Raw genomic sequence first — 20,512 nt, 5'->3', positions numbered from 1 at the left:
TTACAATGAAAGTACGTGAACCACTTGGGTGTATCACCTGAAGACGAGATAAGGTAGGTCTCAAGTGAGATTTCCTTCTCACCAGACAAATGACGTATGTAATTTGTCAAAGTTAAGGTCCGTCACCCCCTAATACAGATATCTAGTATCCATGCGGGTTTGACGATGTTTTGATCGTCTTTCAGCATGTTTTGTATCACCCGAGAGAACGTTCTGTTACGGTTTTTTCAACTTCCCATCAATCCCAGTTATTCGATGGATCTTGATGTCTGGCTGGAACTGCTCAACGGCCCATTTCAGGTCAATATTGTTCACATGTGTGTACACCTGTGACCCAATACTTCCTGTCGTTTGATGTCCAAGAAGCAAGTCGATAGTACGTTCAGGAATCTGCTTTCTAACCAACTCAGAACGGAATAGGTGCCGGAAACTGTGAAGCACGATATGAGGCGGTATGCCTAGTCGCTTTCGAAGCATCCCAAAGTACTGGCTGAATATGCCTCCCGGACGTTCCTTTCGCCGAATCAATTCGTTCCACAGGAGTGGATTCTTTTGTGATGTCACATAGTCCATGAATCCCAACTCCAAGATGCGACTGTGTATTGGAATGATTCGTTCTGAATCCCATGTCTTCAAACGTTGACCTTCACCGCTATTGGTAATGACAATTACTGGAATACCGTCAATGACTTGGATGTTTTTTGTTTCGAGTTGACACAATTCGGCACATCGAGCGCCAGTAAAAAGAGAGAGTAGGGGAATCCAATAGATGGCAATCCCGCCTGCTTTTTTATCTTTTGGCAATGAGCCCAACTGCCAAATTTCATTACTCAGCAGTTTGTCTAAGTTTTCCTTGTCCCATGGTGTTCTGCGTAAAGTAGGCCTCGACTTGATATCTAGTCCTTGCCATGGATTTTTTGGAATCAGTTCAAGGTCTTCACAAGCATATTTGAGTAGGCTACATACCCAGACAAGCCTATCTCTAGCTGTCTTAGATGTGGTGGTTTGTTCAAGAAGCCATCCACGAAATTGGTCTCCATGATTTCTGGTTAGCAGTTCCAGCGCTGGGTTCGGTGTTTGAGCCTCGTAATGCCTTAACGCTCGACCGCAGCATGCAACACTGTCTTCAGTTCTAGGCTTTGCTTTGCACCAGCGTTCGTACACATCACGGAGTAGGGCGGGGGGATTCTTCTTGTGGTCAAGTGCTACATAGCCGCAAAGGATTTCCGCTCGAAGGAGCGTGGCTCGTTTGACAGCTTCACGATAGTCACAGATGCCTAACGTACGAACATGCCGACCACTCTTGTATTTCGCAATGAGTGGGTGATTAAGGGGGAGAACTATCCGCAGATAGTAGGTCCGTCCTCGCTGAAATAAGCCAATGATTTTTGCCAAAATGTTCACGTCCGTTAAGTTAACGTGACACACTCGGGTGATACAAAACATGCTGAAAGACGATCAAAACATCGTCAAACCCGCATGGATACTAGATATCTGTATTAGGGGGTGACGGACCTTAACCCCAGCACTGGCTCCACAGTTAGGGCTGCTCGGTTCCCCGCCTGACCCGGTTGGCCGCTTCACCATGTGGGAAGGCCCGTCACATGCAATTGTAGCGACACATCGGCTCTTTTTGAGGATTCGACATGCGCTCGCTTTAGAATCTCGCGCTTATGTCCTACCTTGTGCTCGCCCGTAAATACCGTCCCAAAACCTTCACGGAGATGGTGGGGCAAGAGCACGTGGTCCAAGCGCTGTCCAATGCGCTGACCACACAACGCCTGCACCATGCCTATTTATTCACCGGCACCCGCGGCGTTGGCAAAACGACGGTGTCGCGCGTGTTGGCCAAGTCACTCAACTGCCAAGGCGTGGACGGCACGGGGGGCATCACCGCCAACCCCTGCGGCGTGTGCCAAGCGTGTACCGACATCGATGCCGGCCGCTTTGTGGACTACACCGAGCTCGACGCGGCCTCCAACCGTGGCGTGGACGAAGTCCAAAGCCTTTTAGAGCAAGCCGTCTACAAGCCCGTGCAAGGCCGCTTCAAAGTCTTCATGATTGACGAGGTGCACATGCTGACCAACACCGCGTTCAACGCGATGTTGAAGACGCTGGAAGAGCCGCCTGAATATTTGAAATTTGTGCTGGCCACGACCGATCCACAAAAAGTGCCGGTCACGGTGCTATCGCGCTGCTTGCAGTTCAATCTGCGCCCCATGGCCCCTGAAACCGTGCTGGAGCACTTGGGCCATGTGTTGGGTCAAGAACAGATTGCTTCCGAGCCCCAAGCCCTGCGCCTGTTGGCCCGCGCCGCACGCGGCTCCATGCGCGATGCCTTGAGCTTGACCGACCAAGCCATTGCGTTTGGCGGCGGCCAGTTGCAAGAAGCCTCGGTGCGCCAAATGTTGGGCAGCGCCGACCGCTCGCATGTGTTCCGTTTGATCGAGGCGTTGGCGCATGGTGACGGCAAGTCGGTGGTCGAAACGTCTGAAGCCTTGCGTTTGAATGGCCTCAGTGCCGCCGCCACGTTGGAAGATATGTCGATGGTCTTGCAGCGCATGGCTGTGTTGCAAGCGGTGCCGAGCATGGCCGAGGCTGACGCCGATCCCGAAGCCGTGGACATGGCGCGTTTGGCTGACCTGATGCCCGCCGATGAAACCCAGTTGCTGTACAGCCTGTGTTTGCACGGTCGCCAAGAACTGGGCTTGGCCCCCGACGAATACGCCGCGCTCACCATGGTGCTGCTGCGTTTGCTGGCCTTCAAGCCCAAAGGGGCCGCGTCCAGCGCTTTGGTTTTGGCTGAAAAAAAAAGCCTGATTGAAGCGCCTCGGGTGCCCTCAGCTGCGGCACCTGTTGTTGTCCCAGCACCTGTTGCTTCAAGCTTGCCGCCTGCTGCTTCACCCGCAACGCCCGCCTTACCAGCCGTCATTCCAGTTTCAGTCGCTGTACCACCCGCCCCGCGAGGTCAAGTCTTGCCTGTGCGCGAGATGCCAGTTGTCGCAACCAAAGCCCCCGAATTCATCCCCTCTGACGGTGAAGATGACGTGCCTTACGAAGCCGAGTACGACGACTTCGACCACGACTCAGATGCCGCCGTCGTGGCCATGCCCGTGCGCGATCAACCCATGCCCAGCGCGCAGCTCGAAGCCATGGTGCCCGCCACCTGCGTGCCGCAGATCGAGGCCACCCCCGAGGGGGAGTTTTGGCATGGTTTGGTGATGCAGATGTCCGCCGCTGAAACCATCAACGCTTTGGTGCGCGAGTTGGGCTTACAGTCGCAACTCATGGCGCGCGATACCGACACGTGGATGCTGCGCGTCGAGCGCGAGTCGCTCAACAGCCCCCTGAGTCGTGAGCGTTTGCAAGCCGCGTTGGCCGCAGCTGGACATCCCGTGCGTTTGACGGTCGAAGTCGGCCGCGTGCAAGACAGCCCGGCCAAACGCAACGCCGTGGCTGCGGCCCAGCGTCAGGCGGGGGCAGAAGCCATCATCCTCAATGACCCCTATGTGCAGACCTTGATGCGCGACTTTGGGGCACGCATCGTGCCCGGCAGCATCAAGCCTGTTTAACTTTCGACATTCATTTTTAATTTCTCAACAAAGGACGACCCATGTTCAACAAAGGACAACTCTCTGGCCTGATGAAGCAAGCCCAAGCCATGCAAGACAACCTGAAAAAGGCGCAAGACGAGCTGGCTCACATTGATGTCACGGGCGAGTCGGGTTCGGGCTTGGTGCAAGTTTTGATGACCTGTAAGCACAACGTCAAACGCATCACCATCGACCCCAGCTTGCTGGCCGATGACAAAGACATGCTCGAAGACTTGGTCGCTGCCGCCTTCAACGACGCCGTGCGCAAAGCCGCTGAAACCAGCGAAGCCAAGATGAGCAAACTCACTGCCGGTTTGCCACCCGGCATGAAGTTGCCCTTTTAATGGCCGCTGTTTCTGCGCTCGATGGCCTGATTCACGCCCTGCGCCGGCTGCCCGGTGTGGGCGTCAAGACCGCGTCGCGCATGGCGTATCACATGCTGCAGCACGACCGCGAGGGCGCCCAGCTGCTCTCGCAAGCGCTGCATGAGGCCGTGGGCCAAGTGCGCCACTGCGAGCTGTGCCACACCTTCACCATCCCAAGCATTTGTGACACCTGCTTGGACGACAGCCGCGACAACGCGCGCTTGTGTGTGGTCGAAACCCCCGCCGATCAATCGGCCATTGAGCGCACTGCAGCGTTCAAAGGCTTGTATTTCGTCTTGATGGGCCGCATCAGCCCGCTGGATGGTTTTGGCCCCAAAGACATTGGCTTGGAAAAGCTCATTGACCGAGCCAGCGATGGCGTGGTCCAAGAAGTGATTTTGGCCACCAACTTCACCGCCGAAGGCGAAGCCACCGCCCATGTGTTGACCGAAGCTTTGAAAAAGCGCGGCGTACAAGTGACGCGCTTGGCACGCGGCGTACCCGTGGGCAGTGAGTTGGAATACGTCGACTTGGGCACCATTGCGCATGCGATGGTGGACCGTCGCAACGCTTAAATGCCCAGAATCAGGGCATGCCCTATTGACGAATTTGTGATTTTTTTGTAAGCCCTTGTCAGCTTTGGCAATTTAGAATGAAGTTGGCCTTGTTGAAGGCCTCATTCCAGCAAGGAAACAAAGAAATGAATGTCAAATCGCGGTTGATTTTGGGTGGGGTCGTCTCTTTTGTGGGGCTGATCTTGGTGTCCATCGTGGCGCTGTCCATCGAAAAATCCACCATGTTGGAAGACCGCAAGATCAAGACGCGTCATTTGGTGGAGTCGGTGCACGGCGTGGTCACGCATTACCAAGCCTTGCAAAAGGCCGGCACGTTGACGGAAGAAGAGGCCAAGGCTGCGGCCATGCAAACCGTGAAGGCCTTGCGTTACGAGACCAAAGAGTATTTTTGGTTGAACGACCAAACCCAGCCGGTGCCCGTCATGCTCATGCACCCCACCGTGCCCGCGCTGGATGGCAAGGTGCTGGATGCGCCCAATTTCAACTCGGCCACCAGCCAGCAGTTTGGTTTGGACACAGCACCCCAAAAAACCGACGGCAAAAAGAACATCTTTGTGGCGTTTACCGAAGTGGCGACCAAGTCAGGTTCGGGCTACGTCACCTACAACTGGCCCAAGCCCAAAGCCGGTGGCGGCACCACCACCGAGGTGTACGAAAAATTGTCTTTCGTACAAAAAATTGATGGCTGGAATTGGGTTGTGGGCAGCGGCATTTACATCGACGACGTCGAAGTGATCTTCTGGCAACACGCCACACAGTTTTCGATGTTGGTGTTGTTGGTCATGCTCATCATTGCTGCGGTCATTCGTTGGCAAGTCAAGGGCATCACCACGCCGCTAGAAGCCTTGCGCAACATGGTGACCTCGGTGGAGACATCGTCTGACTTTTCTCGCCGCATCACGGATATTTCTGACGATGAAGTGGGCCAAACTGCCCGTGCGTTCAACCAACTCATGGCCGCACAGCAACTGGCTATTTCTGAAGTGAACAACGCCGTGGAGGCGCTGGCAGCCGGCAACTTTGATGTGACCATCACCGCCGACCTCAAGGGCGATTTGCGCACCATGAAAGACGCGGTCAACGCCAGCGCAGCCAGCGTCAAAACCACCATGGACGCTTTGGCCGAAGTGATGAACGCGTTGTACAACGGCGACTTCAACCAACGCATGTCGGCTCAAGTCAAAGGCGAGTTGCGCGGCTTGGTGGACCAAGCCATGCAAGCCATGCAAACCTTGCTCGGCGACGTGGCGCATGTGATGAACGATGTCGCCTCCGGCGACTTGACCGGTCGTATCACCGCCAATGGCCGTGGTGACTTGGCCAGCCTCAAGGGCAACATCAACCAATCGTTGGACGCCCTGAGTGCGGCCATGCGCGCCATCAACAGCAACACCCGCCAAGTGGCGGCGGCGGCCAACCAAACCAGCCAAGCCATCAGCCAGATCAGCGATGGCGCACAAAACCAAATGCACGGCATTGCCCAACTGGCGAATGCGGTGAAAGAAACGGCAGCCTCCGTGACCGACGTGTCGCGCAACACCGAAACCGCCAGCAGCCGCTCGCGTGAGTCGGTGGACATCGTGCGCAGTGGCAAGGCCAAGATGGCCACGATGGTCGAAGTGGTCAACGGCATTGCCGCCAACTCCGAGAAGATCAACAAGATCACCGAGGTGATTGAGAGCATCGCCAACAAAACCAATTTGCTGTCCTTGAACGCGGCCATCGAAGCAGCGCGTGCCGGCGAGCACGGCAAGGGCTTCTCGGTGGTGGCAGAAGAGGTGGGCAAGTTGGCTGCCAGCAGCGCCGAGAGCACACAAGAGATCACCGTGTTGGTTCAGCAAGCCGTGGCCGAAGCGCGTCGCGCTGTGGCCACCGTGCAAGAGGTGAGTGCCGACATGGAGCGCATCGAAGCGGGTGCCACCGAAGCCGACGGCATGATGCAGCGCATTTCCGCAGCGTTGGAAGAGCAAAGCAATGCCGTGCAAGAAATTAATTCGAATGTGGCGACCTTGGACCGCATTGCGCAGTCGAATGCTTCGGCCAGTGAAGAGATCACAGCGACCGTGATTGAACTCTCCAAGATCGCAGACGGCACCCGTCGCGAAGTGGAGCAGTTCAAGATCTGATTTAGAACGTGTTTTGCAGGTGCATGATGCGATCTGCGGTGTAACGCACGATGCCGCGAATGCCGGGGTTGGCATGTTCCAACCCACGCAAGGCCTTGTCGATGGGGATGTTCATCAAAGTCACGGTGTCCAAACTGGTGAGGCCCCATGGCAAGGTCTTGTCCAGCAGCGCTTCGGCCAAGCCCAGCACACTGCCTGGCCCCAGTTTGTACTTTTTGGGGCCAATGGCGGCCTCGACGTGGCCTTGCACAATGATGTAGCCCAACCCTAACTCGCTGTCGTCAGGCGAGCCCAAGACCGTGCCAGCCTCGTGCACCGTGGTGTGCAGCTTGTTCGAGGCGAGTAGCTTCAAGAACATCAACTCGTCGCTGCTCATGCCCTTGTTGTCGCCGGTGGCGTACACCTCGTCCAGAATTTTTTGCACTTGGGTGGACGACAGGTTGTTGTCGTTGGTCACCTCATAGTCCAGATCGTCGCTGTCCACGGACTTGCTGATCTTGTTGGCCATGTTCAGTTGCAACAGCATGGCCTCGACCACGGGCGTCAAAATGCCGGGGTCGGATTTGAGGATGGCGCGCAGCGGTTCGGTACTGATTTCTAGACACACCACACGCGTGTGGGCACGGGCTGAGGCGCCCCGCACGCCGCCTTCCAAAATGGCTTGCTCGCCAAAGGACACACCCTTGTTGAGCACCGCAATGCTGTTGCCGGTTTTGGCATCAAAGATCTCGACCGAGCCTTCCAAGATGATGGCCAGATGGTCAGCCTTGTCACCTTGGTTGAACAGGACTTTGCCTTCTTCGTAAACGATGGACTCGCCCGCGCCTTCGCTGCTCACCTTGCGGCGCGGAGCGCGTGGCGCCGGTGCAGCCGGTGCGGATGCGGCAGGACTTGGTGCCGCTTTGCGCACTGGCGCTGACGGGGCAGGTGCTGCCACAGCGCGCACAGGGGTTGCTGCGCGCGATGGCAGAGATTTGACGTTGAGCGTTTGGACCCGTTCCAAGTCGGCCAAGGTGGCGCGACCGTTGGCCACCTCAATGGCCACCCGCAGTTCGTACTCCATGCGGCGAGCAAACTCCGACAGCACAAAGCCGACAGGCGGACGGCCAGGCGTGTGCATGAACCGTTCGACGGCGTCGGTTTTAGGGGTGCGAGAGGCCGATGGGGCTTCTTGGTTGGGTTGTGCGGACATTGCGGCTTTGATAGGTGAGGCGATTGTTCAGCGCGTCACAGAGTTTGGAGTCTCAGCCGTTTAGGCTTGCTCAAGCTCAGCAATTTGCTGGTCAATGGTGGCTTGTATACCCAGTAATCGGCTCGACGGGCTAGAAAATAAGGCCATGTGCTTTAAAAAAAACAAACGCCCTTTGGCTGTCAACAATGATTGCGACCGATCGGGCGCAACGGACGCCCATTCGTCGGAAAGTTGTTGGGTCAAACCGCCGCCCGTGGCGGGCAGGCTACTGGCCAAAATATCGCATTCTTGAATCAACACGAGCAGGCAACGGGGGTCTGCCACGTCAAAGGGCAAGCCCGCAATGGCCAGGTGTGTTTCGGGCACAAAGACGGGGTCCGTCCGCAAAATCATTGACGAAATCACGGCTTGGTCGGCTTTGTACACCTTGTGTTTCTGCATGTGAGGCGTGAGTGCTTTCACCGACAAGGTTTCAATTTCAGAGCGAAATTGGTTAATTCGGCCGTTGTGCAACAAGTCGTGGCTGACCACGGTCAGCATGCCCAACCATTCGGCGTGGCTGGGCGGCGCATGGGCATCACGGCCCGCAATTTGGCGTTCATTGGCCAGTAACACGGTCAACGACACCACCGCATCTGCAAAGTGCAAGCGGTTGTGATACTGAGGTTCTTGATGCTGCGCAGCGCGTGTTTGCCCATCGGCTTCAATGGCCCCGATGACGGAGAAGATGCAGTCGTGCAAGGCCTGGTCGCGTGGCGCCAGTTTGGCCGTGTCGTGCCAGCCCAGTTGCGCCAAAGCGTTGCGCACCACCAAAGCCATTCCTGGCCAGGACTGGGGCCATTGGGCACGCAAGTTGTTCAGCGTGGCTTCTAAATACAAAAGATTCATGACCACCCTATAGAACAAATTTCTCAACTTCACGGCGTGTGGAATCTGCAATCTTGGACAGTTCCATCACGGTTTCCGTGATTTCTTCGGAGGCAGCAGCGTTGCTGCGTGCAATGGTATCCACACTGGAGAGGTTGGCATTGATTTGCTCCACGGCCGAACTCTGTTCTTCCAGGGCGCCCGCAATGCGCTGCAGCATATCGTCGGTTTCTTGCGAGCCGCTTTCGATGCGTGCCATGTCGGCACTGACCTCTTGCACCGCCAACACAGCGCGGCGCGTTTCCGCCACGGCTTGTTGCACCAGTTGTGCAATTTCTTGGGAGCTTTCGGCACTGTTGACGGCCAATTTACCGACCTCATCGGCGACCACCGCAAAGCCCTTGCCGTGTTCTCCGGCCCGGGCCGCTTCGATCGCCGCATTCAGCGAGAGCAGGTTGGTCTTGTTGGCAATCTTTTCAATCACGGCCGTGATCTTGTTGATCTTTTCAGAGTTAGCCGCAATGCTGTTGACCACCTCCACCATGTGCGCCATTTTTTGAATGCCGTCACGCACGATGCGCACGGATTCTCTGGACTTTTGGCTGGCCACTTCGGTGTTGCGCGAGACATCAGCCACAGAGGTGACCGTTTGACGCACGGCCGTGGCCACTTGACCAATGGCATGGGTTTGGTTCAAGGCGCCGTCAGAGATTTGCCCAATGGCTTGGCTCGACTGCGACGCTGCAGCCGCCACTTGGCGTGTGTTTTGGTTGATCGCACGCATAGATCCGCTGACGGCATCGAGCGAGAGATTGATGTTGTTTTTCAAAGTCAGCAAATCGCCACGACCTTGTGCGCTGATGCGCATGCTCAAGTCGCCTTGCGAGACGCTCTTCATGACGTTGCCCACATCGCTCAACATGCTGTTGAGCGATTGCATGGCATCGCTCGCTTGCGTCATGGCGCGCTTGTATTCGCCCGCCACATCCAAGCGAATGTGCTTTGTGAAATCGCCATTTTGCAGGGCTTGCATCAAGTCGTTGAGGCCGTTCATGGTGGCCTTCACGCTCTCAGCAGAGTCGTTCACGGCGGACTTCATCACGGCCATGTCGCCTTTTAAGGGGGCTTCAACGCGGCGGCTGAAGTCTCCTGCAGACACTGCCCCCACCACGGAGTTGACCTCTTGCACCGCGCTTTGCAGCGACTGCAGCAAGGCATTCAACGACACGGCGGTTTGACCCACCTCATCGCCACTTTCCACTTTCACACGCAGCGAAAAATCGGCACGGTCTTCAATGGCAGAAATTTGTGCTTGCATGGCGCGCAAGGGACGTGCGATTTTTTGACCCGAAAAATAAGCCAGCAGCAGTCCTGCCACCATGGCGAACAACAGAGCCGCGATTTGAACCACTTGTTGCAAGTCAATCCGCTCGTTCAAGTGCTTTTGGGCATTCGCCGCACCGATGCGGCTGACTGCGCCCATCGCACGCAAAGCCTCAATCAGTTGGTCATAAGCTTTGTCGGCGTCTTGCATCATCATCGCGCCTAAGTTGGTGTCGGAGGTGGATGCGTCGTAGGCCTCGCGAACCGCGTTTTCGTAGGTTTGAATAGGTTTGATGAGGCTGCGTAGTTGCTCGTTCGGGTTCGCTTGCAAGTCACGCCCCACGTCACTGAGTGCGGTGAGTTGCTCCGTCATCATCGATTCAGCTGATTGGGCGGCCTTGTCGCTTTTGAGGTTAAGCAAAGCCAAACTTCTGTAAGCCGCAGCATGGGTGGCGTTGACGGTCGCTTCCGCTTCTTGCGCCATACGCTCGGTGGCGACCGAGTCGGCCAGCATGTCATTCACGCTGCCTTGAAACGCGTGCATGTTGGCGAAACTGAAGATGCCAAAGCCCAACAACAAAACCGCTACCAAAAGCGGGGCCATCATGAGCTTTTTAGCAATGCTCATTTTTTCGGGGAATACGGACATGTTGTTGTGGTGACTCAAGCAAAGTTCAGGGCTCCGTAGGCACCCGCAGGTGCCATGGAGGAGGGACGTTTACAGTTTGTAGACGCCGCCGCAAACAATCACGTTGCCTACTTTTTCACAATACGCTTGCTTGGCTTGCACGGTTTTGGTCAAAGGATCGGTGAATTTGTAGTCTTGCCAGAATTTGCCTTTGGAGTTGGCCAATTCAACGCGTTCTTTGACAAACTCTTTGCCATCTGGGTCTTTCAGATTCAGCAGGTCTTTGCCAACTTGTTTGGGGTTTTGGCCGTGAGCCAAGCATTTGCCAGCCACGTCATACACCACCAAATACAAATCGCGGTCCACATAGGTTTTGCTGGGTGCGGTGATGTCGACATACACGGCTTCGCCTTTGGCTTTGACGGCGGCCACACCTTTGGCCACCATGGCCTCGGCTTCGGCCTTGGTGGCGCGTTCACCTGCAGCCATGCTCAAGCTCGGGATGAAGGCCAGGGCGGAGAGCGCCAATGCTGCAATTAAGCTTACTTTTTTGATCATTTTGTCGTCCTTGTTGAAAAAATAGAATTAGTTAAATTTTCACCAACTTTAACTTAGGTGGAGAATTTTTCAACTTCGCGTCGTGTGGCGTCTGCAATTTTGGACAGTTCCACCACACTGGCCGTCATTTCTTCAGAGGCAGATGCGTTGCTGCTGGCAATGCGGTCCAAGTTGAACACGTTGGCATTGATCTCTTCGGTGGCGCTGCTTTGCTGTTCGAGCGCGGCCGAGATGCGTTGCAGCATTTCATCGGTTTCGCGCGATGCGAGTTCAATGCGCACCATGTCTTGGCTGACTTCTTTCACGGTGGCAACTGCTTTGGCCGTTTCGGTGACTGCTTGTTGCACCAGTTGCGCAATCTCTTGTGAGCTTTCAGCGCTGTTGGCTGCCAATTTGCCCACTTCTTCAGCCACCACCGAAAAGCCCTTGCCGTGTTCGCCAGCGCGGGCGGCTTCAATGGCTGCGTTGAGGGACAACAAATTGGTCTTGTTGGCAATCTTTTCAATCACTTCTGTGATCTTGTTGATCTTGTCAGAGTTGGCCGCGATGCTGCTGACCACATTCACCATGTCGTCCATTTTTCGCATGCCTTCGCGCATGATCGCCATGGACTCTTGTGATTTCTGGCTGGCAATGCTGGTGTTGCGTGAGACATCGGCGACGGATGTGGCGGTTTGCTTGACGGCGGTACTGACCTGCGAGATGGCATGGGTTTGGTTCTGCGCACCGTCCGAAATTTGGCCAATGGCCATGCTGGTTTCGTTGGCCGCTGTAGCCACTTGGCGGGTATTCACGTGGATGGCGCGCAAGGCCGAGCTCATGGCGTCCAACGATGTGTTGATGTTGTCTTTGAGGGTGATCAAATCGCCGCGACCTTCGGCGGTGACGCGTTGCGTCAAATCGCCCTGAGCCACGCGGCTCATCACTTGGCCCACGCCGCCGATCATTGCTTCGAGCGCCACCATGGCCGAAGTGGCCTGGTCCACCGCTTTTTTGAACTCGCCGTGCACTTGTGCCGTGGATCGGACTGAAAAGTCACCTTGCGACAAGGCTTGGAGAGTCTTGCTCAGGTCTTGGATCGTGGCTTGGATGCTCTCCACTGACGCATTGATGGCTTCTTTCATGGTTTTCAAATCACCATTCAAGTTGGCATTCACCCGTTGGCTGAAGTCGCCTTCGGCCATGGCCGTGACCGTGCGGTTGACTTCACCAATGGCGGTTTGCTGGGCTTCCAGCAAGGCATTGAAGGCTTGTGCGGTTTGACCGACTTCGTCGTTGCTGGAGACGGCCACGCGCTGAGAGAAGTCCGAGCTTTTGGCCACTTCACGCACCATCTGGCGCACTTTTTCAAGCGGACCGCTAACAGAGCGAACAATCCAAGTTGCCAACACAGCGCCCATACCCAGACCCACCAAGATCAGGGCGATATTGACAATGCGGTTGAAGTCATAGCTGGTTTGAGACGCGTCATACTCAACTTTGGCCACCTTCAGTTGGACCTCGATCAGGTCAGAGAATTTGCCACTGATGGGGTCGATGGCAGGGTACAAAGGGCCTGCCGTGAAATCTGCAATCGCCTGTTTGTCTTGGCGTTTCATGATGGCGCGCAAGTTGTCCAACTCGACTTGTGTACTTTTAAACATCGGTTCGATCTCGGCGACCAAGGCTTCTTCTTCTGGGACCAAGACTGTGCCCTTGTACTTCTTCCACTTTTCTGCAATTTGAAGTTCAGCATCGTCCAAATTTTTGAGGCCTTCTTCCCAAGAAATGTTGCCGTTGCGAACTTTGTGCGAGGCGTCCACGATGTTCACCGCATACATGTCGGCAATCACTTTGAGATCGCGCAAAGGCACCACACGGTCGGCGTACACCGTTTGTAGACCCGCGACACACTCAGACATACCTCGCAGCCCGTTAACGCCAATCGTGACCGACAGCAGCCCCAATAGGCTAACCAGCAACATCAATCGTGTTCCGACATTCAAATTTTTCAACACGGTTCTTCCTTTTTTTGTCTATGTAGGTATCGGTTCAAGTGGCTGAATCTTAAAGGCTCAGTGCAAGGCAAAGGGTTGGCGCTCGATCAACTCGAAAGCTTGCAGAGGATTGACGGCACGCGAATAGCAAAAGCCTTGAATGGACAGGTGGCCTAGGCTTTGGGCGATCAACAGCTGTTGGGGCGACTCCACACCTTCAATCACCACTTCGAGGTCTAAACTTTTGGCCAAATTCACGATGCCGCGCAGCAGTTCCAGCTCGCGCCCGGAGCTCGAGACATCACAGATGAACGAGCGATCGACTTTAATTTCGCGCAGCGGAATGCTGCTCAAGCGAGAGAGTGATGAGGTGCCTACGCCAAAGTCGTCCACGCTCAGACGAAAGCCCGCGTCTTGCAATTCAGCAAAGATGTCTTCGCCGGTTTGCCCCAAGTTGGCCAGCACGTTTTCTGTGATTTCCAAATAAATTTGATCGGTCGCCACACCGGCTTGGTGCGCCAAGCGACTCAGGCTCGTTCGAAAGTGTTGGGACATCAGTTCGCCGTTGGACACGTTGAACGACACAGGCAAGTGCACACCTTTGGTTTGCCACTGTGCCATGGTCGCAACCACTTGTTCAAAGATTTGCAAGCCCACGTCCAACATCAAACTGGAGCTTTCTAGCACGGGGAAAAACTCGCCGAGTGGAATCAGTCCCAGCTCAGGGTGTTGCCAGCGCAACAAGGCTTCAAAGCCCAAAATTTGTCCCGTGTCAGAACACACTTTGGGCTGAAAGAAGGGTTGGAACTGTTTGCGCTCCATACCCAAAATCACGTTGTGCTCTGTGGCGCGCGGACGCACGCTTTGTCCTTGCTGGGCCGCGTAAATCAGGCAGTCGTTGCCGCCGCGCAGTTTGATGGCACGCATGGACATTTCGGAGTCGGTCAGCAAGGCTTCAAACTCCGAGTTCAGCAATTCGCCCGCGGCCACACCACCGCTGAGTGAAAACACAAAGCGCTGGTTGTGGGTTTCAAGCGGGACGGCCAAAGCGCTTTGCAGACGCTTGCACCAATCCGCCAAGCCCACGAAAGAGCGTTCAGAAATCAGAACCAATGCGAACTCATCGCCTGACATGCGGCACATGCCCACGTCCCAGCCGTTGGCATTGCTCTCGTGGCGCAAAAACACTTCAATGCGCTGCCCAATCGCGTTGATGGCATGGTCGCCCGCGTCATAGCCTAACAACTCGTTGACCCGTTTGAAGCGGTCAATGTTGATGCAGGCCACCGCCACAAAGGCCTCAGGTGCGCTGAGTGTCGCCAAGGCCTTGACGTCGTTGAAGCGCGCTTTGAGGTAATGGCGCGAGTGAAAGACGGTGGCTGTATCGATGGCTCTCACTGCGGTGCCATGCAAGGCGTCGCGTAACTGCTCTTGCAAAGCCGCTTCACGGCTGCGCTCACGCAACAACGCCGCAAAGCGCAGTTCATTCCCGCTGTGAGGGGGCAGCAAACGCAAGGTCAATTGCACAGGGATGGCCTGCGCACTGGAGGTGTGGATGAAGGTCTCCAAACTCAGGGTTTGGTGGTTGGCCGCGTGTTGGTGAATCTGGTCGATGAAGTAGGCCAAGTCATCACGCAAATCGGTGATGAGGTGCGACATGCGAGCGCCCTTGAGCGCATGGTGCTCAAAGCGAAACATGTGCTCGGCGGCCAAGTTGGCATCGATCACACAACCCTGTGCATCAAACGTCAGGATCGCCTCTTGCGAGGCGTCCAGCATGGCGCGTAAGTGTTGTTCTCGTTCGCTGGGTTGCTGCATGGCGTGTGATGTGTCTTTAGCTTGTAAAAGGCAGGGTGACGATGAAGCTGGTGCCCACGCCCATTTGAGATTCACATTCAATGCTACCGCCCATGCGGGTCACGATGCTGCGCACCATCGCCAAGCCCAAGCCGGTGCCTTTGCCCACTTCTTTGGTGGTGAAGAAGGGCTCAAAGATGCGGGGCAAGGTTTCGGGCGGGATGCCGCTGCCGTTGTCAATCACGGCGACCGACACCGTGTTTTCGCTGCGTCGAGAGGCTTTAATGACGATGCGACCATCACGTCGCTCACCGATCGCATGGCTGGCGTTGACGCACAAATTGACCAGCACCTGCTGCAAGCTGCCGCTTTGGCCTTTGAGCTGCACCTGGGCCGCGTCAGGTGTGACAGGCTCAATGGCAATCTCGATGCCCTTCAAGCTGGCTTGCAAGAGCGACTTGGTTTCGTCAATCACAGGGGACAACTCAAACAAGGTGAGGTTCTCTTCTTCTTCCTCAGGCGGGCGTTCACGTCCCAAGCCGTTCAGCTTGATCACGATGTCGCGGGCACGGGTGGTGGCTTGCAAGATGGCGCTCAAGTTTTTGGCAGCTTTGGACTCTTCGCCAATTTTCATTTCCACCAGTTCCGCGTGGTTTTGAATCACACCCAACAGGTTGTTGAAGTCGTGCGCCACCCCAGCGGCGAGTTGGCCCAACGCGTCCAAGCGCTGTGACTGTTCCATTTTTTGCACCATCCGCAAGTTCTCAGCTTCTTTCTCTTTGAACTCGCGCATGTCCTTCATCGTGATGACGGCGCCGGTGATCATGCCCTGAGCGTCGCGCAAGGGGGCAGCGGTCAACACCACGGGGATTTTTTCGCCCTCGTGTTGTGTCACCACCCATTCCACGTTTTGGACAGCGTGCATGGTTTGCGCTTTGGCTTCTTCCACGCTGTTGCCCAAACAGGCAATGACCCAGAACTCGGTGCCAATGTTGACCGTGAAAAATTGCGCCGTCTCTGCAACCACGTTTTGATCGGATTTGAGCCAGTTCAGCACCTTCGCTTCAGTGGCGGCTGTGGTCAAGCTGTGCAGGCTGACAGGTTGGGGCAGTTCGTCCAAACTGTCTTTGGTCAAAATGGACAACAAGTGGTGTCCGTGCAGACTGTGGTGGGCATAGCCCAACAAGGTTTGGCTGGCCAAGTTGGTGAACTTCACGCGCTCGGTGGCATCAAAGCCCAGCACGGGGAAGGGCATGTCGGTGAGGCGCTGCCAAAAACGCTCGGGGTCCATGTCGTAGAGCCGTTGCATCACATCGCCGTGGTACTCGGGCACCCAATGTTCCACCAACTGGTTGCTGTCTTCAGCGGGCAGCAGCGCTCCCAAGGTGTGACCGAGCACATGCACTTTGGCATAGCCAAAAATTTCCAGTGCCTTGGGGTTGGCGCTCAGCAAAGCACCGCTGCGGTCCACACGCAAGACGCCGTCTTGCATGGCATCCATGGTTTTCTCGAGCAAGTTGTTTTGGAGTTTGATTTGCTCGTTTTTGTGGGTCAGCGAAGACACATCGTGCACGTTGATGACGGTCTGTTCTGGAATGCCACGCACGCTGAACATGATGGATGACGAAATACGCACAGGCGTGCTCGGGCCCTTTTTGTTCTTCAATAGGGTCACCACCGACTCGTCATCGTCGTTGACCAAGCGGTTCAGGGTCGTGGTGATCGTGACGGACCACGGCAGGTCGCGCTCGTTGCGAATAAACGCCAACACCGTGCGCTGGCCATTCACCGTGTGATTGACCAAGCCCAGCTCAATGGTGAGCTGCTCGCCGTCTTTGGTCACCATGTTGAGTTGACCGCTATAACCGGTTTTTTGGTCGTTTTTGTCCTCCAGAAAACCTTTCATTAATTTGTTGTAAACCTCGCGCAAAGGCACGGGGCTGAGCACCGACAAGGGCTGGCCAATCAGCTCCTTGCCAAAGTAGCCGGTGAGCTGGTTGGCGCGTGAGTTGGCAAATTGGATGCAGCCATTGGCATCAATTTGCACACAACCCAACGGGGTTTGGTTGAGCAAATTCATGTAGCTGCCGGGCTCCATGAATTCGAGACGCGTCAAGCTCTTGCTCAGGCTGTTCAAGAACAAGGCCAGGGTGGTTTCATCGTCATCAAACAAGATGGTGCTGCGCTGGCCGATCACCTCTTTGCGGGTCAGGCCAGACATGCTGAGCAGGGCGGCGTTGCAGTCGCGGATGTCGCCTTGCTCATCCACCACGATCAAGCCGCTTTGCATGGACGAGAACAAGCCGTTCACATATTGAATTTGTTGCTCAATCGAGACCTGGCTTTGTTGAAGCTTTTCTTGGTTTTCTTGCAGTTGGTTGGTCAGACGGTGCGAATCCATCAGCGACGCCAACAAGGTTTCGCGGTTTTGGGCTGACTCAAATGCCACGCCAATGGCGGCCGATCCAGGCAGCATCAATTCAGCCACATGAACCGGCAACTGGTAGCGGGACTTCACCAGAAAGATGCCGCGTACCTTGTTTTCAAACTGAAAAGGAATGACTAAAAAATGGCGTGACTGATCGGTCTGAGAAACGCCCAATGCCTCAAGGCAGTCAACCGGCAATTCACTGTTGCGCAAGACCAACCCGTCTTGGGTCGCTTGTGTCAAAAATTGGCTGGGCAGAGGTAACTCGCTGGGAAAGTCGGTGCTGTCGTGCGATTCGCTGCCCAAGAGCTTGAGTTTTTGGCGTTGAATCATGGAGTCATCCACCACGCCAAACGCATACGCGTACAAAGCACAAGCTTGGACGTCCAAATAACTCGCCATTTTTTGACTGATTTCAAGTGCCAATTGGGTGGGCGAGCGCTCATTGCGAACGGTTTCGTTGATCAAGGCCAGGCCGTTGTCAATCCACAACCGGTGTTGGTTCTTCGCTTGGTTCGAGCGCAAGCTGTCCACCATGACCCGAATATTGGCCAAGGCGCTGGACTTGTCGCCCGCAGCCACCACAATTTTTTGGTCCAAGTTGCCCAGCACGATTTCGTGGGTGACGTTGACCAAACGGCGAGGTTCACCTCCCACCATGTTGCGCACAACACTGACCAGCCAGCCTAACGAGCCCAAAATCAAGGCCAGCGTCAAGGTCATCAAGGCATAAAACTGCAGGGTCATGCGCTGGTGTGAAGACTGAACACGGTCAAAGTCTTGCTTGGCTTGCACCAACTGTTGGTTGGTTAAGGTGTCGAGCGCGCCCATCAACGCGGTGCCATAGCGGTTGTGCGAATTGGTCAGCTCATTTTGCAAAGCTGAGTTGATCTGGCCTTTTTCACGTCCCACCTCAAGAAGGCGTGTCATTTCAAAATGCCACCGTCCAAACGCAGATTCATAGCCGGTCCGTGCGGGTTGCAACTCAGGCTCAATGCCCCCCTTGTTGAAGGTCTCCAGCAGCACACGGCTGGCTTGTTGCATGCCATCGGCTTTGCGGATCAGGCGAGTCACGGTGTCTAGCGGGCCGATGCCCGACGATGTGAGTGCTGCGGCGAAGTCTGTGAGGGCATGCTCCATCTCTTGCAACTGCTTCATGGAGACAACGCGGTTCTCATACATGCGAGACAGCGATGACTCCAAAACCTGCATTTGCGAGCCGGTGACCAGTGCCAAACCGGCCATGACCACAATCAAAAGCGCACCCATCCAGCGGACAGCGCCGCGCATCGAAAATGAGAGGGATTGGATCAAGGCGTTCATACGGGAAATAAAGAAACAACTTAACTTTTCAGGGGTTAAGTCGAATGCAAAAAGAGCGTTCAAGTTTCTCACGCATTTGCGAAAGACTTGTGATCTAATCATCAAATTCGCGAATAAATCGCTAATTTTAAGTAAATGTACAAGAAACGTAAAGGTTGGTAATGGCGACGATTTTGTTGGTTGATGATGAAGATTTGTTGCGCGAAGGTGTGCGCGAAATTTTGGAAATGTCTGACTTCACGGTCATCGAAGCCTCCGACGGTCAGGAAGCCCTTCGCCAGTTTGCTTTGGCTGAAAAAGTTGACTTGGTGATCACTGACGTGGTGATGCCCAACATGGACGGCGTGGACTTTGTGACCAAGTTGCGCGAAATGTTCCCCATCGTTCCCATTTTGACCATCTCAGGCGGCAGCCGCGTGGTCAGCGCCCGATTTGGTTTGGATTCGGCCTTGTTGTCGGGTGCCAACGCCAGCTTGACCAAGCCATTCACCGCGAAGCAGTTGATCGAAAAAGTCAAAACCTTGCTAAACGCTTGACGTCTCGCGAGATTTACTGCCCATGAGTTCGTTGAATCTCAACCTCGCTTCTGAACAAGCAACACCTGAGTTAGTCATTGAAGCCGCAGCTACAGGCCGCACTGGCTTGGAGAGTGCGCGCGTGCTGCTGGTGGACGACAGTGTGATGTTGCGCATGGGCTTGCGTCGTTCTTTGGAAGCCGTGGGCCTGAAAAATATTCGCGAAGCGAACAACGGCAAAGAAGCCATCGAAATTTTGATGCGCGAGCCTTTTGACTTGATGCTGCTGGACATGGAAATGCCCGTGATGAGCGGTATGGAAGTGTTGGAAGTGATTCGCGAGACCCCTTACCAAGCGTGGCCCCCTGTGATTGTGATTTCGGGCGGCGCTGGCAGTTCGGGCATTGACGACGCCGTGCGTTGTATTGAACTCGGTGCCGAAGATTATTTGCCCAAGCCGTTCAACCCGGTGCTGTTGCGTGCGCGTGTGACCACGTGCATTGATAAAAAGCACCTCAAAGACCAAAACGCTTTGCGCATGCGGCAACTCAAAAAGCAACACGAGCAGCTCAGTCAAGAAAAAGAAAAGACCGAGCAGTTGTTGCTGAACATCTTGCCGCGCACCATTGCCAAACGCTTGAAAGCCGGCGAAGAGCGCATTGCCGATGCCTGTCCATCGGTGAGCGTGCTGTTCGCCGACATGGTGGGTTTTACCAAAATGACCCGCACCATCACGGCCACGGCGTTGGTGGAAATGTTGGGTGATTTGTTTTCTCGGTTTGACTTGATCACCGAGCGACATGGCCTGGAAAAAATCAAAACCATTGGTGACTGCTACATGCTCGCCGGTGGTGTGCCTGAAGCGCGCAACGACCATGCCGAAGCCACCGTGATGGCCGCCATGGACATGTGCGAAGCTTTGAAAGAGCTTTACGAACGCACCAATGGTGCTTTGAATATGCGCATTGGCATCCACAGCGGCGCTGTGGTGGCGGGCGTGATTGGTATTCGCAAGTTCACCTACGACTTATGGGGCGACACCGTCAACGTGGCCAGTCGCATGGAGTCCACGGGCCAGCCCGGAAAAATTCACGTCTCTTCTGCCACTGCCGATTTGTTGGCCGGTAAGTTTGAGCTAGAGGCGCGCGGCATGATCGAAGTCAAGAGCTTGGGTCAAGTTGAAACTTTCTTTGTTGGCTCACCCATCAAAACGGCAGCCTGACCTGATGCGCACCTACCTGACCCC

General features: G+C 55.2%; 14 protein-coding genes and 1 other RNA gene. 6 read left to right on the top strand and 9 right to left on the bottom strand.

Features of this window, described 5'->3' with window-relative positions:
• Positions 1–216: 216 nt before the first annotated feature.
• Together B9Z42_RS10275 and ffs are read right to left on the bottom strand one after the other, a co-directional pair.
• Positions 217–1,404, bottom strand: a complete 1,188-nt coding sequence (locus B9Z42_RS10275) for a site-specific integrase (protein WP_158235940.1) — start codon at positions 1,402–1,404, stop codon at positions 217–219.
• Positions 1,405–1,505: 101 nt separating this feature from the next.
• Positions 1,506–1,602, bottom strand: an RNA gene (ffs, locus tag B9Z42_RS10270) — signal recognition particle sRNA small type.
• 71 nt (positions 1,603–1,673) lie between these two features.
• Here ffs and dnaX point away from each other — a divergent pair.
• The 4 genes from dnaX to B9Z42_RS10250 all read left to right on the top strand — a co-directional run bounded on the left by dnaX (position 1,674) and on the right by B9Z42_RS10250 (position 6,659).
• Entirely contained in the window at positions 1,674–3,572 is a 1,899-nt protein-coding gene (dnaX, locus tag B9Z42_RS10265; RefSeq protein ID WP_100133276.1) for a DNA polymerase III subunit gamma/tau, read from the top strand.
• A gap of 41 nt (positions 3,573–3,613) precedes the next feature.
• Entirely contained in the window at positions 3,614–3,937 is a 324-nt protein-coding gene (locus tag B9Z42_RS10260; protein ID WP_100133275.1) for a YbaB/EbfC family nucleoid-associated protein, read from the top strand.
• A complete protein-coding gene (recR, locus tag B9Z42_RS10255; protein WP_100133274.1) occupies positions 3,937–4,533 on the top strand; it encodes a recombination mediator RecR in 597 nt (198 codons plus the stop codon). The genes B9Z42_RS10260 and recR overlap by 1 nt, the downstream gene beginning before the upstream one ends.
• A gap of 125 nt (positions 4,534–4,658) precedes the next feature.
• Positions 4,659–6,659, top strand: coding sequence for a methyl-accepting chemotaxis protein (locus tag B9Z42_RS10250; protein ID WP_158235939.1), 2,001 nt, complete (start codon positions 4,659–4,661; stop codon positions 6,657–6,659).
• 1 nt (position 6,660) lies between these two features.
• Here B9Z42_RS10250 and B9Z42_RS10245 read toward each other — a convergent pair whose 3' ends face one another.
• The 7 genes from B9Z42_RS10245 to B9Z42_RS10215 form a co-directional block, all read right to left on the bottom strand.
• Positions 6,661–7,851, bottom strand: a complete 1,191-nt coding sequence (locus B9Z42_RS10245) for a cyclic nucleotide-binding domain-containing protein (protein WP_100133272.1) — start codon at positions 7,849–7,851, stop codon at positions 6,661–6,663.
• Positions 7,852–7,911: 60 nt separating this feature from the next.
• Positions 7,912–8,739 carry a hypothetical protein gene (locus B9Z42_RS10240; RefSeq protein ID WP_100133271.1) on the bottom strand — a complete coding sequence of 276 codons (828 nt, stop codon included), beginning with the start codon at positions 8,737–8,739 and terminating at the stop codon, positions 7,912–7,914.
• Positions 8,740–8,746: 7 nt separating this feature from the next.
• Positions 8,747–10,690, bottom strand: coding sequence for a methyl-accepting chemotaxis protein (locus tag B9Z42_RS10235; protein ID WP_100133270.1), 1,944 nt, complete (start codon positions 10,688–10,690; stop codon positions 8,747–8,749).
• Positions 10,691–10,759: 69 nt separating this feature from the next.
• On the bottom strand, positions 10,760–11,227 hold the full coding sequence (locus B9Z42_RS10230; RefSeq protein ID WP_100133269.1) for a cache domain-containing protein: 468 nt from the start codon (positions 11,225–11,227) through the stop codon (positions 10,760–10,762).
• 53 nt (positions 11,228–11,280) lie between these two features.
• Positions 11,281–13,224: a methyl-accepting chemotaxis protein gene (locus tag B9Z42_RS10225; protein WP_233203600.1), complete on the bottom strand. Its 1,944-nt coding sequence runs from the start codon at positions 13,222–13,224 to the stop codon at positions 11,281–11,283.
• Between the two features lie 57 nt (positions 13,225–13,281).
• Positions 13,282–15,021, bottom strand: a complete 1,740-nt coding sequence (locus tag B9Z42_RS10220; RefSeq protein ID WP_100133268.1) for a bifunctional diguanylate cyclase/phosphodiesterase — start codon at positions 15,019–15,021, stop codon at positions 13,282–13,284.
• 16 nt (positions 15,022–15,037) lie between these two features.
• Positions 15,038–18,751 (bottom strand): PAS domain S-box protein, encoded by a 3,714-nt coding sequence (locus B9Z42_RS10215; RefSeq protein WP_158235938.1) that lies wholly within the window; start codon positions 18,749–18,751, stop codon positions 15,038–15,040.
• Between the two features lie 161 nt (positions 18,752–18,912).
• Here B9Z42_RS10215 and B9Z42_RS10210 point away from each other — a divergent pair, with 161 nt between their 5' ends.
• Together B9Z42_RS10210 and B9Z42_RS10205 are read left to right on the top strand one after the other, a co-directional pair.
• Positions 18,913–19,287, top strand: a complete 375-nt coding sequence (locus B9Z42_RS10210; RefSeq protein ID WP_100133266.1) for a response regulator transcription factor — start codon at positions 18,913–18,915, stop codon at positions 19,285–19,287.
• Between the two features lie 22 nt (positions 19,288–19,309).
• Positions 19,310–20,488: an adenylate/guanylate cyclase domain-containing protein gene (locus tag B9Z42_RS10205; protein WP_100133265.1), complete on the top strand. Its 1,179-nt coding sequence runs from the start codon at positions 19,310–19,312 to the stop codon at positions 20,486–20,488.
• Positions 20,489–20,512: the final 24 nt, after the last annotated feature.

Source organism: Limnohabitans sp. B9-3 (assembly GCF_002778325.1).
GTDB lineage: Bacteria > Pseudomonadota > Gammaproteobacteria > Burkholderiales > Burkholderiaceae_C > Limnohabitans > Limnohabitans kasalickyi.
Note: the sequence above shows the minus strand (reverse complement) of the source record. Positions and strands in the feature narration are given on the sequence as shown.

Excerpts from the sequence above, each read along its gene's own strand:
- dnaX (WP_100133276.1), top strand. The coding sequence starts at position 1,674 with ATGTCCTACCTTGTGCTCGCCCGTAAATACCGTCCCAAAACCTTCACG.
- B9Z42_RS10260 (WP_100133275.1), top strand. The coding sequence starts at position 3,614 with ATGTTCAACAAAGGACAACTCTCTGGCCTGATGAAGCAAGCCCAAGCC.
- recR (WP_100133274.1), top strand. The coding sequence starts at position 3,937 with ATGGCCGCTGTTTCTGCGCTCGATGGCCTGATTCACGCCCTGCGCCGG.
- B9Z42_RS10250 (WP_158235939.1), top strand. The coding sequence starts at position 4,659 with ATGAATGTCAAATCGCGGTTGATTTTGGGTGGGGTCGTCTCTTTTGTG.
- B9Z42_RS10245 (WP_100133272.1), bottom strand. The coding sequence starts at position 7,851 with ATGTCCGCACAACCCAACCAAGAAGCCCCATCGGCCTCTCGCACCCCT.
- B9Z42_RS10240 (WP_100133271.1), bottom strand. The coding sequence starts at position 8,739 with ATGAATCTTTTGTATTTAGAAGCCACGCTGAACAACTTGCGTGCCCAA.
- B9Z42_RS10235 (WP_100133270.1), bottom strand. The coding sequence starts at position 10,690 with ATGTCCGTATTCCCCGAAAAAATGAGCATTGCTAAAAAGCTCATGATG.
- B9Z42_RS10230 (WP_100133269.1), bottom strand. The coding sequence starts at position 11,227 with ATGATCAAAAAAGTAAGCTTAATTGCAGCATTGGCGCTCTCCGCCCTG.
- B9Z42_RS10220 (WP_100133268.1), bottom strand. The coding sequence starts at position 15,021 with ATGCAGCAACCCAGCGAACGAGAACAACACTTACGCGCCATGCTGGAC.
- B9Z42_RS10215 (WP_158235938.1), bottom strand. The coding sequence starts at position 18,751 with ATGAACGCCTTGATCCAATCCCTCTCATTTTCGATGCGCGGCGCTGTC.
- B9Z42_RS10210 (WP_100133266.1), top strand. The coding sequence starts at position 18,913 with ATGGCGACGATTTTGTTGGTTGATGATGAAGATTTGTTGCGCGAAGGT.
- B9Z42_RS10205 (WP_100133265.1), top strand. The coding sequence starts at position 19,310 with ATGAGTTCGTTGAATCTCAACCTCGCTTCTGAACAAGCAACACCTGAG.